Source organism: uncultured Halopseudomonas sp. (genome assembly GCF_963977355.1).
Classification (GTDB): domain Bacteria; phylum Pseudomonadota; class Gammaproteobacteria; order Pseudomonadales; family Pseudomonadaceae; genus Halopseudomonas.
Map to the genome: position 1 here is coordinate 93,431 of NZ_CAXBOV010000012.1, position 13,863 is coordinate 107,293.

Consider the following 13,863-nt stretch of genomic DNA (forward strand, 5'->3'; position numbering starts at 1 on the left):
AGAACGCTATTTTTTCTTGCTGGGTTTTCCTACGCCACGCTGACGGGGCGGCTTGGGCAGATTTTTCTGTTCCTTGCGATCAGCCCGATCCGAATTGCGTGAACCTTCCTTGAAACGCTTCTTGCGCTCGGCGTTCTCGGCTTCCTTCTTTGCCTTGGCTTCGGCTATGGCCTGCTTCTCCAGTTCAACCATTGCGGGCGTTTCGAGGGTTATCCGGCCCAACTTGCCAGACCGCAGCTCGTTGATCAGCACCTCGCAAATCTTGTGGAGATTAATCCTGCCCCCGGTTTGCAATGCCCCGCGCCTGGCGCCGGCCATTTCAAGAAATTCCAACTCACTGGTCGGCAGTCGCTCCAGTTGAAAGTGCCCCATGATCAGCTCGGGGTAGGCCTTGATCAGATACTCAGCCAGGAAAAAACTGACGTCGTCGTACTCCATCGCCGTGTTCTTGATCGCGCCTGTGGCCGCCAGGCGGTAACTGCTGTCAGGATTCTCGATCTTCGGCCAGAGGATGCCCGGCGTATCCAGAAGGGTGACACCACTGCCCAGATTGATGCGCTGTTGGTCCTTGGTGACCGCCGGCTCATTACCGGTCTTGGCCACCATGCGGCCAGCCAGTGTATTGATAATGGTCGACTTGCCCACGTTGGGAATACCGACAATCATCGCGTTGATGTTTTTAGCTCCGGCATCCTTTTCAGGCAGCATCTTGCGGCACAGGTCAACCAGCAGCCTGATCCTGCCTGGTTGTTCTGTTGTGGTGGCAAAGGTTTTCACTCCCCGCTCACGTTCCAGATACTCCTGCCACTGGGCGGTCAGCTCCGGATCGGCCAGATCGGTCTTGCTCAGCACCTTGATGCAGGGCTTTTCACCCCTTAGCTGGGCAATGGCCGGATTTTCACTGGAATAGGGAATGCGCGCGTCCAGCACTTCGATCAGCAGGTCTACCTGGGGCAGAACCTCCTTGATGGCCTTTTGCGCCTTGTGCATGTGTCCGGGGTACCACTGAATTGCCATTGTGCAACGCCTTGAGACTGACTGATGCGACATCTTATCAGGTCGCCACCTCTGCTACCGGTTTCCGGCCATTACAATGGGAGGCATCTGGACAGGAGCAATGTGAGTCAAACACGGTATTGACACACATACCCGTCAGCGAACAGAAGGTCCTTCAAGAGTCAAAGGCAGCATCCGACTCATAATAATCATCACTGAGTCGTCTCTTATCCACCCAAAACAGGAAGATAAACGCGAAGGCGGCCGGGTAAAACGCCAACGACCACCTCCCGGCTTTTATGCCAGAAGGCCGACAGCAGCAACAGCATGGAGCCGATAAAGACCCCCGATACGGCCAGACTGATGCTGACCATGCCATAGGCCTCAAGCAACTCACTGAAGGCATAGAGCACGTAAACCAAAGCAGAGACCATGAGCGCACGCCGGTCCACCGCAATGGAAACGAGACCCAAAAGCAGATACAAAATAGCCACCAGCGCGATACTCAACACACTGTTTTCACCGCCAAGGATACCCAGAGCGGAGAAGATAGGATGCACGATAAGGGGCGCCGCCAACAGGTGAAGCCAGAAGGCAACATCGGACTTGCGTGAGGTACGCGTGGGGTCCTGGGCATCCCAGCACATGGCCAGTAGAAAGGTAGCCACGCCACAGACAAACAGCAGTGGGTTCAGAATGGAAGTACCGAAGGCTTCGAATTCCCAGAAGGCCAACACGCTTGAAATGACACCGGCTATAAGACTCGCAGTGCCTGCCGCAACCGTTATCGGCACCTTGAATTTGAGCCAGTGAACCCAGGCTGCGAGGGTGCCGACTGCAAATGCACCCAACAAGGGTATTTGCGGCACCATATGCTCCGGTAATACCGCGGCCAGGAGAACGGAGCTCAGCGCGGTGACGCTACTGACAAAGGCTATCAGAAACAGGATGGCGGGCAGAGCCAGACGCCTGTGGCTAATGAAGAATATCGACAGCAACCAGGACAGTACGGCCAGCATTGCAAAGGCAGCGCTTGGGTGAAGGCCACCAACCACCCAGGCCGCTGAAATCATCAAAATCAGGGCCGCGATAGTCACAAATATATCGTTGAAGCCTGAAATCAGGCGGAAATTTTCCTCATCTACTGCCCGAGGCGAAGCTTTCCCGGCGATATGCTGTTTGAAACGGGTCACCGACTCCGCGTCGAAAATACCTTGGCCAATAGCAGTGTCAAGATCGTCGTCCGTGTACATGATTTGTCCTTTGCGTGGGAGGCTGAGCCAAATAGCTAATCAGTTAAGAGTTATCGGGCTTACGGGTCAACCGGTTGCAGAAGCCTGGGTCAGACGGACGCGATACTCACCCGGTGTCATGCTGGTCCAACTCCGAAAGGCGCGAATAAACGAGCTTTGCTCAGAATATCCAAGCAGCAGCGCCACATCCGTTTGCGCCAGCGCGGGGTCTGCTAAATACTGCCGTGCAAGGGTATGGCGGGTATGCGCCAGCAAACCTCGGTAGCTATAACCCGCACTGCTCAGCTGCCGATAAAAAGTTCGGAGTGAGCAGCCTAATGCCAGGGCAACGGCGTCAGCGCTGACGTCGCCATTTTTTATCGACTCGACAATCTGTTCCTGAACCTGGCTAAAGAATGCCCCCGCCTGCCCGCCTTCGATGCGAGGCTGCTGTCTGAGCAATGCCTGAGCCTGCTGCTCGAGCAAACGAAGTAAATACGGATCTTTGCTGGAAATCGGCAACGCCAGGAGGTGGGCCGGGAGGGCCAGCTCGATCGCGTTGCAGTCAAAGTCGACCGGGCACCCTAAAAGCACCGGGTATACACCGGAGTCGACAGGCCTGGGAAAAGGCAAACCGGCACGCAGCGGCGCGATCGGGCGGCCAATCAATGCCTGGCAAAGGCTGACAAATACCGCAAGGCTGAATTCGCTGGCCAGCGGCGTGTTTGCCACTGCCTGCGTCCAGCGCATAAACAGCACACCGTCCTTGAGCCAGGCGCGGGAGGTGAGTCCGGCCTGTAAAAGTCCCTGATAGCGGTGGTATCTAGCCAGTGCCTGTCCCAGCGTACCGCAGGACGACACCATATAACCCACCACACCAAACTGGCTGGGCTGGGCCGACAGCCCAAGGCGCACACCCAGAGCGTTCACCGGGTCCAGTTGCCAAACTGCATCCAGCAACTCGCAGAACTGCCACGCGGACACGCTGGGTGACTCCAGCTGCGCATTCAGCTCACCCATCAGGCCCGCCGCAGGCAAATCACGCTCGCGCACGTACGTTTGCAGCGTCTCGATAAAGCCTGAGGGTATGTAGTCGTTTTTACTCATGATTGGCACTATCGGGATACTGGCACAAAATGTCAATCAGGCGCTTGCTGCCAATACGGATCTGCAAGTCCCGACATAATATGCGGGTTTTGCAGTCCCTTGCGTGGAGTAGATCATGGCGTACGTAGTCACTCAGAGCTGTATTGGCAACAAACACACCAGTTGCGTCGACGTCTGTCCGGTAGAGGCCTTCCGGGAAGCGCCCGAGATGCTGTTTATCGATCCTGATGTCTGCATTGACTGCAACGCCTGCGTTTCTGCCTGCCCGGAGGGAGCCATTTTTCCGCGCAGCATGGTCCCGGAGGATCAGCAATCCTTCATTACGCTGAACGCAGAGGGAGCCAAAACCCATCCGATCATTCGCGAGAGCATCCAGGCGGGCAACCACGCTGCCAGCCCACTGGCTCGTCTGCCGGGTCGCTTTGCCATTGTCGGCTCCGGCCCAAGCGGTTTCTACGCTGCCGAAGCACTTATGAAACAGATGCCGGCCGCCCGGATCGATATGTTCGAGCGCCTGCCCACGCCCTTTGGTCTGGTTCGCTATGGTGTTGCACCCGATCACCCACGCATCAAATCGGTCACTGCCGGATTCGAACGCATCGCCGAATCGCCGCAGTTTCGCTTTTTCGGCAACGTCCAGATCGGTAGCGATCTGACCAGCGCCGACCTGCGCCAGCACTATCACGGCGTCATCTATGCTACCGGAGGCTCTCAGAGCCGCCCGTTGTCTTTGCCGGGAGCCGAAAGCGGCAATATTTTCGGCTCGTCGAATTTTGTTGGCTGGTACAACGGTCACCCGGACGAAGTAACGTTGTCCCCTGCCCTCGCAGGACCGACCGCGGTGATTATCGGTATCGGCAACGTGGCGCTGGATATCGCTCGATTGCTGGTATTGCCCAATGACCAGTTAGCTAAAACTGATATAGCGGACGATGCACTGCGAGCGCTGGCCGCAAGCGGTATTGAAGAAGTGCGGCTGCTCGCCCGACGCGGCCCGGCACAAGCTGCCTTCACTCCCAAGGAACTGGAGCAATTGATGGCCATTGAAGGCCTACAGTTGCTGGTCGACCCGGCAGACCTTGAGCTCGACGACACCACCACCCGCCAACTGGAAAAGCCCGAGTTTGCCGAGGCACGCCAGAACCTCAGCCTACTGCGCGACATTGCCGCCAGACCCGCGGGCGAAGGCAAGCGAATCCGTTTTATGTTCTATACCAGCCCGACTGGCTTCAGCGCCGATCAGGGCCTGGTCAGTACCGTGCACGCGCAACGTACTGAATTGGTACGTAACGAGCAGGGCCAACTGATTGCTCAACCAAGCGAACAGACCCTGGATATGCCTGCAACGCTTGTCGTCCATGCCATTGGCTATCAAGGCTCAGCCATCGATGAGCTGCCCTTTGATACCGGGCGCGGAGTCATGCAACATGATCAGGGACGCATCCGCGGCCATGCCGAGAGCCGTGACTACGTGGCTGGCTGGATAAAGCGCGGTGCCAGCGGCGTGATCGGTAGCAACCGTCAGTGCGCCACCGAGAGTGTTCAGCGCCTGCTGGACGATCTGGGCAGCAGTCTGCCAGAGCTGACAGGCGGAACCATTGATACGTTGCTGGACGCCCGCGATGTGAATCCGGTCAGCATGGCGGACTGGCGTCTGCTGGACCAGCACGAACAGGCCCGGGGCCGGATTGAGGGCAGAACCCGGCGCAAGATTGTCAAAATCGAGGAAATGCTGGCCGTTATTCGCGATGCCCGTGCACATGAGGCAGAGCAGGCCAGAATGCCGGTCAAAACCCATCACCGTGCCTGCACACTGTGTGAAGCCATGTGTGGCGTCGTTATCGAGACCCAGGGCGAGCAGATCCTGTCGATCAATGGCGATCCGGATGACCCCCACAGTGAAGGCCACATCTGCCCTAAAGGTTATGCCTTGCAGGATTTGCATACCGACCCGGATCGTCTGCGCACGCCGCTGGAGAAGGTCAATGGCGAATGGCTGCCGATTGACTGGGATAGCGCTCTGGACAAGGTTGCAGCCAAACTGGTGGATATCCAGCAGCGCCATGGCAATGACTCGATTGCCGGCTACTGGGGTAACCCCTCCTCGCACAACCTGGGGCTGATGATGGCCTCCGGTACATTGCGCAAGGCCATAGGCACACGCAATATTTCATCCGCCGCCTCATTGGATCAGATGCCACATCAGTTGGTGTCCTATCTGATGTTCGGTCACAGCCAGCTGTTTACCATTCCGGACATTGACCGCACGCAGTACATGCTTATGCTTGGCGCCAACCCGGCCGCCTCCAACGGCAGCCTGATGACCGCTGGCGATATTCTCAAACGCCTTGAGCGCATTCGTGAACGCGGTGGCAAAGTGATTCTGGTCGATCCACGGCGTACAGAGTCAGCACGCTATGTAGACCAGCACCTGTTCATAAAGCCCGGCACCGATGCTTTCTTCCTGCTTGGCCTGATCCGCCATGTGCTCGACAAAGGCCTGACCAAACCTGGACGCTTGCATGAACTGGCTGACAACTGGGATGCCCTTGCACCGTTGTTCGAGGGTGTCACGCTTGAGCAGGTCAGTGCCCGTTGCGGTATTGCTGTCGACCAGATCAAGCGTATTGCCGAAGACTTTGCCGCCGCAGAATGCGCTGTGTGCTATGGCCGCATGGGCGTTTCTACCCAGAGCTATGGCGCGCTCAACCACTGGCTGATGCTGGTACTGAATATTCTCACCGGCAACCTGGATAGCCCCGGTGGCATGATGTTCACCACCCCCGCCTTCAACAAGGCTCAGAGCCGACCGATGGGCAGCTTCAATACCTACCAGAGCCGTGCCCGAGGCCTCCCTGAATTTGATAGCTACTTTCCAGCCGTCACCATCGCAGAGGAGATGCTCACCCCTGGCGAAGGTCAGGTACGCGGGTTTGTTTGCGTGGCGGGCAACCCGGTGCTGTCCACACCGAATGGGCGGCAAATGGACGAGGCGCTGGACCAGCTCGAGCTCATGGTTTCAATCGACTTCTATCTGAATGAAACCTCGCGCCATGCCGATATTATCCTGCCGCCCACCGGCCCACTGGAACATGAGCAGTACGACATCGTGTTCAATATGCTTGCAGTGCGCAATATCGCGCGCTTCAGCGATCCAGTATTCGCGCCAGCCGAAGGCGCCCTTTGCGACTGGGATATTGTGCAGGGCCTGGCCGAGCGCATCGCCGCACTGAAAAATCCGGAAGAAGCGCCGGCGCGCAAAATGCCCAGCCCCGAACAGATTCTCGATCACGGCCTGAAGACCGGCCCTTATGGTGAAGGCTTCAACGAATACAACAGTGGCCAGCCGGTTAAGCGCGAAGAACCATTAAGCGTGGAAGTCCTCAAGCGCTACCCACACGGCCTGGATCTCGGACCGATGCGCGAGTCCTTCCCAGGCTACCTGTTTACCTCGGACAAAAAACTGCACCTCACGCCGCCCGAACTGGTCGCCGACCTGGGCCGTGCCATGGCAGAGCTGCGCGGAGCCCAGAGCAACGAGCTCATGCTGATCGGCCGACGTGATCTGCGTACCAACAACTCCTGGATGCACAACAGCCAGCGTCTGGTCAAAGGCAATGACCGTTGCGCCCTGCTGATCAACCCGACGGACGCTGAGCGCCTGGGTCTGGCCAGCGGCAAACAGGCACGTATCATGTCGCGCACAGGCGAGCTTCTAGTCAGCGTACAAATCAGTGACGACATCATGCCCGGCGTAGTCTGTTTACCCCATGGCTGGGGTCACGATCGAGAGGGCGTCAGCCTGCGCGTCGCACAGAGCAACCCGGGCATCAACGTCAACGATATAACCGATGATCAGGTGGTCGACGTGTTATCGGGCAACGCGGTGCTTAACGGGATTCCGGTATCGGTGGTGGCGGCCTGAGCCCTGAGCCCTGAGCCCTGAGCCCTGAGCCCTGAGCCGCCATTATTACGGCCCATATACGACCTACTTGTATCTGGCATGGCAACACGCTACTTTTATCAAATAACAAAAAAAGGATAGAAGATGAACACGCATGGCTTGGTTGTCTGCCCACCCTGGCAGACATTCTGATGAGCGGCCGCGGAGAGGGCGACAACTTTCTCGTTTTGCTTCAGCGGCTTCCTGTTGCCTGCATGCTTACCCGTATTGAAGACAACCGTGTTCTGGCGATAAATTCAGCCTTTGAACTGCTGTTTGGCTGGGATGCCGAGGTAATAGTCAATCTGCATTCCGCCGAACTGCCCATTTGGACCAGTGTTCAACAGCGTGACGACTTCATTGACCGCTTTACCCGCAATGGACGCCTACAACAGTGTGAAGCCCGTTTCAAATGCCAGAATGGTTTAACCAAGTCCTGCCTGGTCTACGTTGAGCAGATAGATCTGGACGGCCAGAAATGCCGCCTGGCAATTGCCCACGACATGTCGGAGCGCAGTAATGCCGAACTGGTCCTTAAAGAAAGTGAAGCCAAGTTCTCTGCACTATTCATAGACTCGCCTGAACCCTACGTACTCTTTGCCAAGAAGAGCGCCAAGATAGCTGACATCAACCATCGATTCACCGAGGTCTTCGGTTATCAACCGAAGGATGTCATCGGCAAAACCGCAGCGGATATCGGACTCTGGCGCTATCCGGAAAAACGACCAACGATCATCAACAAACTGTTGCGCGAACGCTGCCTGCGCAACGAGCCCATCGACTTTATAGCCAAGGACGGCCGGGTTCTGAAATGCGAAGTTTCCAGCAACTTCATCCTGATTGGCGAAGATCGCTGCACTTTGTCCTGTTTTAAAGACGTCACGGAACAGAAAAACATCGAGGCACGCATTAAACACCAGGCCTATCACGACGCCCTGACCGACTTACCCAATCGATTGCTCCTTCAGGACCGGTTGCAGCAGCACCTGGCCCTTGGCGAGCGCCACGGACTGGGCTGCGCCTTGCTATTCTTTGATCTGGACCACTTCAAGCGCGTCAATGACTCCCTGGGGCACAGCTGCGGGGATGCCGTCCTTCAGGAAGTCAGTCGGCGTCTGCAGCTCAAGGTACGGAAAGCCGACACGGTTGCACGGCTGGGCGGCGATGAATTTGTCATCTTGCTCACCGGACTTTCCGGCGATCCCGAACAAATTGCCGAGCATGCCAGAACAAGCGCGGCTGAATTACTTGAGGCCGTTTCTGCCCCCATGCGCATCGAGGGTCACGGGTTGCAGTTAAGCTGCAGTATCGGTATCGCACTATCATCCGAGCATGGTAATACACCGGAGGATCTGCTCAAGCATGCCGACACAGCGCTTTATGGGGTCAAGGCAGCCGGACGCAACAATATTGCTTTTTTCGAGCCTCAGATGCAGGTGGTCGTCAGTCAGCGCCTGCAGCTGGAAACCGAGCTGCGCAACGCCCTGCTCGCCCAGGAATTCGAGTTGCACTATCAACCGCAGGTTGACGCCCGGACGCAACAGATCATTGGCGCCGAAGCGCTCATTCGGTGGCGGCACCCCGAGCAAGGCCTGGTCAGTCCCGCCACCTTCATGCATGTTCTGGAAGAGAGCGGCATGATTCTGGAGGCTGGCCACGGAGTCTTGCTGCAGGCATGCGCTTTTATTGCTGACCTGCTCAAACAGGGTCTGATCAGCACAGACGCGTTCAGTCTCAGTATCAATATCAGCCCGCGGCAATTTCGTCAGGCCAACTTCGTAGCTCGGGTAGCAGCAGCCATCCAGGAACAACAAATCCCTACCCAGTGCCTGAAGCTGGAAATAACCGAAGGCATCATGATCCACAACATTACCGATACCGTGGAGAAGATGAACGAATTGCGCGACCTGGGTATCCGTTTTGCTATTGACGACTTTGGCACCGGGTATTCTTCGCTAAGCTACCTTAAACGTCTGCCGGTTGATCTTCTGAAAATTGATCAGTCATTCGTCAACGACTGTACCCACGACAGCAACGATGCAGAAATCGTCCGCGCCATTATCGCCATGGCGCGCAGTCTGAATATGGAACTGATTGCTGAGGGGGTAGAAACCGCCGAGCAACTGGCATTTCTGCAACAGCAGGACTGCCATATCTATCAGGGCTACTACTTCAGCCGCGCAGTGACCAGTGAGGACTTCTGTACCCTGCTGGCCCCGCCACCACGTAATGGCAACGCGGTTGCAAAAGACACTGCCTGAGACACACCTCAGCTTTCCATAAGCCGTGCTCTGACGCGCGGCAGCTGCGCGGGATAATATTCTTGTATGTAAGTGACGAGTCCTTCACGTATGAAGCAGCGCAGATCCCAGTTGTTACTCGAATTAGCCGCGCTCATCAGAAAGCGAACCTGCATGGCCTGATCATTGGAGTCGGTGACCTGTACCGTTGCCAACTTGCCATCCCACAGTTTTGTCTCCGCCAGCAGCCGGTTGAACTCCTGACGCAGGGGCTCTACTGGCATTGTGTAATCCACCCATATGAAGACACTACCCAGCAGCTCGGTACTGCTTCTTGACCAGTTCTGAAACGGATTCTCGATAAACCACTGCAGGGGAATAACCAGACGACGCAAGTCCCAGACTCTTAACACCACGTAGGTAGAGGTCACTTCTTCCACCCAGCACCACTCCCCCTGCACATGTAGCACATCATCAATGCGAAAAGGCTGGGTGAGCGCTATTTGCATGCCGGCCAGCAGATTACTGAGTACTGGCCGTGCAGCAAACCCGAGAATCAGCCCGCCTACGCCTGCAGAGGCGAGCAAGCTGGCCCCCATGTGCTTGACCGAATCAAAGGTCATCAAAGCCGCCCCGAAGCCGACAATCACGATGAGGATATTCAGAGCGCGAACCAGAAAACGGGTTTGCGTCTCGACCCTGCGCGCGCGCTTCCATTGCCCCTCGAGCACCGGGTTTAACGCGACTATCACATCGCCAATAGCCGAACTCAGTCGCACTGCGGCCCAGGTAACGGCAATAATCAGAAGCACCGTGATGACCTGCCGTATCCCACCTATCAGAGGCAAGTCATCAGGCGCAGTCCTCAGTGACCCCGCCAACGCCAGCAGGCAAAGTACCGTGCCCAGGGCCAGTGCCGCGGCATCAAGAAACAGCCTCAGTACCGTTCTCGACTCGGAAAAATGGCGAAAAATTGCCAATGCCAGCCGGTAGATCGTAAAGGTGGCAAGCACAGCAAAGATGGCTGAAACTCCGGGCCAAAGCCATGTTCTCAACAGCATTTCCAAAACGTTCATTACTTCCAGCATCCATCCCCCACCAGCACGCCAAGCTCGAACTGCACATGCATCACCGACCGGACATTCCGGATCGCCAACCTAGACGTTAACGTACCCACTGGTACAGACCAAGCTCGCGGCGCACTTTAATGCGTCTGAATAATCAAACGCGCGCGAACTGTCCACGGGAATCTGCGGACTTCGAGCTGAGGTTTAAGGCTGCGCGCGCAAGATCAACAAGCTCCTAACTAATTGCCTCAGTGGCCTGTCGGTCAGCCAGTCCGTGCCATAGAATAAGCCCAGGACACAGCTGAATCGCGGAGAGGACCCATGCAGAAAGTTGGCACAGTTCAATCAATCTGGCGTTACCCGGTCAAGGGCATGGCGGGCGAAATCCTGCAGCAAGGCCATATCTCAGCGAACGGCCTGTTGGGAGATCGTACCTGGGCAGTGCAGGATCTGGAGCGTCAGGAAATCCAGAGCTGCAAGTTTCGACCGGACCTGCTGAGGTGTCGAGCGCGCCAGCGGCTGGATAATCATGGCGACCTGAGTGGCCATGTGGATGTCACCTTTCCGGGTGGAACCGTTGTCGGCAGTGATGACCCATCGGTAAACAAGCAGGTTTCCAGCACCATCGGACACGCCAGTACCCTTCAGGCCTTGCGCCCCTTTCCTGAAGACGCTGCCTTCTACAAGCGCCACAAGGCCGACGCCTCAACCTGGCTTCACGAATTGAAAGCCACCTTTGCGCGCGAACCCGGCGAACCGCTACCTGATCTGGACAACCTGCCTCCAGACATGCAGGAGTTTGTATCACTGCCCGGTACTTTTTTCCTTGTCTCACCTTTTCACATACTGACCAGCGCCAGCCTGCGGCACATGCAGCAAATCAACAGCAAGGCAGACTGGAACGTGGAACGATTCAGGCCCAACCTCATGATAGAAACGTTGCCTGGTCTGGAGGGCCTGGTTGAACAAACCTGGCTGGGTAAACGTATTCACGTGGGCGACACCACCATCCACTGCACCGGGACCGCCCCCCGTTGTGGCGCCGTCACCCGCGCGCAGGAAAGCCTGCATAGTGACAAGACTATTCTGCGCAATATCGTGCAGAAAGCGGATCAGAATCTCGGCATATACGGGTCAATTGAGGGAGACAGTTTGCTGAAGGTGGGAGATGAGGTGTGGATCAGTTAGCCGGCTTCATTCATCTTGCAGCATGAAGCCCGACACGCCTTTTGACTGAGTTTACCCTGCCGCCAGTTCAGCAAAATCCTCAGCCGTCAGCGGCTTGGCGAACAGGTACCCCTGACCTCGATCACAACCAAGATCGGCGAGAAGCTGTCGCGTAGGCATGTCCTCTATTCCCTCAGCAATAGTTCGCAAATCAAGGCTGTGGGCCATCTGGATAATGGCATTCACAATCGCCCGGTGCTGTTCGTTTTCACCGAGATTCTGAACAAAGGATTTATCTATTTTCAGAGTATCGACCTGGAAGCGCTGCAAGTAGGACAAGTTCGAATAACCGGTGCCGAAATCATCAATCGATAACTTCACTCCCAGGCCCTTGAGGTTCTGCAACAGTATCAGCGACGCATCCGAGTCCTGTAATAACATGGATTCGGTCAGCTCCAGCTCCAGATACTGCGGCGGCAAGCCCGAACTTTTCAGCGCTGCGCGCACCACCGCCTCGAGATTACCCCTGCGCAACTGGACCGCAGAAAGATTGACCGACATGACCATATCCGGCATCCCGGCTGCGCGCCACGCCATCGCCTGGTGACAGGCCTCATGCAGCACCCATTCACCGATTTCGACAATCAGACCCATTTGTTCGGCAACGCCAACAAACAAGGTAGGCCCGACCAGACCGCGCTCCGGTTGATGCCAGCGTATAAGAGCTTCCACAGCGATAACGCGATCACTGCTCTGCAGATCGACAATCGGCTGGTATTGCAGTTTGAATTCCTCACGCCTCAATGCCTGACGTAGATCCTGCTCGATACCCAGCCGCTCGTAGGTATTGGTGCTCATCTCCTCGCTGAACAGACAGTAAGCATTACGCCCGGATGCCTTGGCCTGATACATCGCCAGCTCGGCTTTCTTTAAAAGGGTGCCAAAATCAGCTCCATCATCGGGATACACCGATATACCAATCGACAGGGAGGTCACCAACTCGATGTCGTGGAGTACCAGAGGCCGGGCAACCAGCTCCTGGAAGCGTCGCGCTACCAGCTCCAGCGTCTCGGACGTGTCCACATCACCGAGCAATACCAGAAATTCATCGCCACCCTGCCGGCTGACAGTATCAGAACCGCGGATGAGTCCCTTGAGCCGCTCGGCAATACGCCGCAGTAATTCATCGCCGGCTGCATGACCCAGTGAATCGTTAATGATCTTGAAGTTATCCAGGTCGAAGCTCATCAGCGCAACACGGGTGCCGTCCTCTTCGGCCAGCGCAATGGCCTCATCAAAGCGTTCTTGCATCAACAGCCGATTGGGTAGATCAGTCAGCGCGTCGTGCTTGCTCAGGTGCGTAAGATCGGCCTGGGAGTTGCGTACTCGCAGCATCTCGTCATCCAGGTGCACCCGCGTCACTTCCAGATCGCGGATAAGCCACCAAACGACCGCAGCGCACATGAGCAGCAAGCTACTCACTACCACCATACGACCTATTCCGTGGGGAACGGCCTGATAGTCATGCAGACCGGTCAGGGCGGCCCAGGTCACGGCAGCTACCGTCCCCAGCATGACAAGCAGCAGACTGGCGAACAAGGTACGCGTCGCGACAATGCCCGCCACCACCAGTACAACCGGATATGAGAGCAATGCCCCGCTGAACAAGCCCTGGTTGAACCAGAGCGAGATACTGACCAGTAAGGTTAGAGTAATCAGAAGAAAAGGGACCGCCTGATAATTACCCTTGCGAAGGTAAAGATGGCGAAAGACCAGCATGGCGCTCAGCCCGACAGCAAGCAGGCCGGTATCAAGCCATGCGCCCAGGAGAACCGTCCGTGCTGCAAGCAATACCATGAGCAAGCACACAGAACTGATCAGAATATTGGCGCGCTTCCCGGGGGAAGCCGGCAAGGTCGCTGCATTGGGTTCAGCAGGCTGCTTGGATGTTAAAGCCATGGGTTCCTCTATTTCCTTGAGGTAACAACTCCGTCATACGGACGCGTGAATCGGAATGCTAACCAGTTGCATAGTTTACGACATGCAAACTGATTTGAGGTAGGGGAAGACATGCCAGGACGGTGGCAATGCAAACACATCACCGCCCCTCT

General features: G+C 56.4%; 8 protein-coding genes and 1 pseudogene. 4 read left to right on the forward strand and 5 right to left on the reverse strand.

Annotated elements, in window-relative coordinates; all coding sequences use genetic code 11:
• Nucleotides 1–6 precede the first annotated feature (6 nt).
• The 3 genes from ylqF to AAC076_RS08585 form a co-directional block, all read right to left on the reverse strand.
• Nucleotides 7–1,017 (reverse strand): ribosome biogenesis GTPase YlqF, encoded by a 1,011-nt coding sequence (gene ylqF / locus AAC076_RS08575; protein WP_339844464.1) that lies wholly within the window; start codon nucleotides 1,015–1,017, stop codon nucleotides 7–9.
• Between the two features lie 206 nt (nucleotides 1,018–1,223).
• Complete coding sequence (locus AAC076_RS08580; RefSeq protein ID WP_339844466.1) at nucleotides 1,224–2,249, reverse strand: hypothetical protein; 1,026 nt, start codon at nucleotides 2,247–2,249, stop codon at nucleotides 1,224–1,226.
• Nucleotides 2,250–2,315: 66 nt separating this feature from the next.
• The gene (locus tag AAC076_RS08585; RefSeq protein ID WP_339844469.1) at nucleotides 2,316–3,335 is read right to left on the reverse strand and encodes an AraC family transcriptional regulator ligand-binding domain-containing protein; all 1,020 of its coding nucleotides are present in this window, start codon (nucleotides 3,333–3,335) and stop codon (nucleotides 2,316–2,318) included.
• Between the two features lie 208 nt (nucleotides 3,336–3,543).
• Between AAC076_RS08585 and AAC076_RS08590 the strand changes: the two are divergent.
• The 3 genes and pseudogenes from AAC076_RS08590 to AAC076_RS08600 form a co-directional block, all read left to right on the forward strand.
• Nucleotides 3,544–3,611, forward strand: a pseudogene (locus AAC076_RS08590) (4Fe-4S binding protein); the annotation flags it as partial.
• A gap of 1,504 nt (nucleotides 3,612–5,115) precedes the next feature.
• Entirely contained in the window at nucleotides 5,116–7,260 is a 2,145-nt protein-coding gene (locus tag AAC076_RS08595; RefSeq protein ID WP_339844512.1) for a molybdopterin oxidoreductase family protein, read from the forward strand.
• Nucleotides 7,261–7,430: 170 nt separating this feature from the next.
• Nucleotides 7,431–9,539, forward strand: a complete 2,109-nt coding sequence (locus tag AAC076_RS08600) for an EAL domain-containing protein (protein ID WP_339844471.1) — start codon at nucleotides 7,431–7,433, stop codon at nucleotides 9,537–9,539.
• Between the two features lie 8 nt (nucleotides 9,540–9,547).
• Here the strand turns inward: AAC076_RS08600 and AAC076_RS08605 are convergent, their stop codons facing one another.
• Complete coding sequence (locus tag AAC076_RS08605) at nucleotides 9,548–10,594, reverse strand: mechanosensitive ion channel family protein (RefSeq protein ID WP_339844473.1); 1,047 nt, start codon at nucleotides 10,592–10,594, stop codon at nucleotides 9,548–9,550.
• Between the two features lie 312 nt (nucleotides 10,595–10,906).
• Here AAC076_RS08605 and AAC076_RS08610 point away from each other — a divergent pair, with 312 nt between their 5' ends.
• Complete coding sequence (locus AAC076_RS08610) at nucleotides 10,907–11,773, forward strand: MOSC N-terminal beta barrel domain-containing protein (RefSeq protein WP_339844475.1); 867 nt, start codon at nucleotides 10,907–10,909, stop codon at nucleotides 11,771–11,773.
• Nucleotides 11,774–11,824: 51 nt separating this feature from the next.
• Here AAC076_RS08610 and AAC076_RS08615 read toward each other — a convergent pair whose 3' ends face one another.
• Complete coding sequence (locus AAC076_RS08615) at nucleotides 11,825–13,711, reverse strand: EAL domain-containing protein (protein WP_339844477.1); 1,887 nt, start codon at nucleotides 13,709–13,711, stop codon at nucleotides 11,825–11,827.
• Between the last annotated feature and the right edge of the window lie 152 nt (nucleotides 13,712–13,863).

Excerpts from the sequence above, each read along its gene's own strand:
- AAC076_RS08610 (WP_339844475.1), top strand. The coding sequence starts at position 10,907 with ATGCAGAAAGTTGGCACAGTTCAATCAATCTGGCGTTACCCGGTCAAG.
- AAC076_RS08580 (WP_339844466.1), bottom strand. The coding sequence starts at position 2,249 with ATGTACACGGACGACGATCTTGACACTGCTATTGGCCAAGGTATTTTC.
- AAC076_RS08615 (WP_339844477.1), bottom strand. The coding sequence starts at position 13,711 with ATGGCTTTAACATCCAAGCAGCCTGCTGAACCCAATGCAGCGACCTTG.
- AAC076_RS08600 (WP_339844471.1), top strand. The coding sequence starts at position 7,431 with ATGAGCGGCCGCGGAGAGGGCGACAACTTTCTCGTTTTGCTTCAGCGG.
- AAC076_RS08585 (WP_339844469.1), bottom strand. The coding sequence starts at position 3,335 with ATGAGTAAAAACGACTACATACCCTCAGGCTTTATCGAGACGCTGCAA.
- AAC076_RS08595 (WP_339844512.1), top strand. The coding sequence starts at position 5,116 with ATGCCGGTCAAAACCCATCACCGTGCCTGCACACTGTGTGAAGCCATG.
- AAC076_RS08605 (WP_339844473.1), bottom strand. The coding sequence starts at position 10,594 with ATGAACGTTTTGGAAATGCTGTTGAGAACATGGCTTTGGCCCGGAGTT.
- ylqF (WP_339844464.1), bottom strand. The coding sequence starts at position 1,017 with ATGGCAATTCAGTGGTACCCCGGACACATGCACAAGGCGCAAAAGGCC.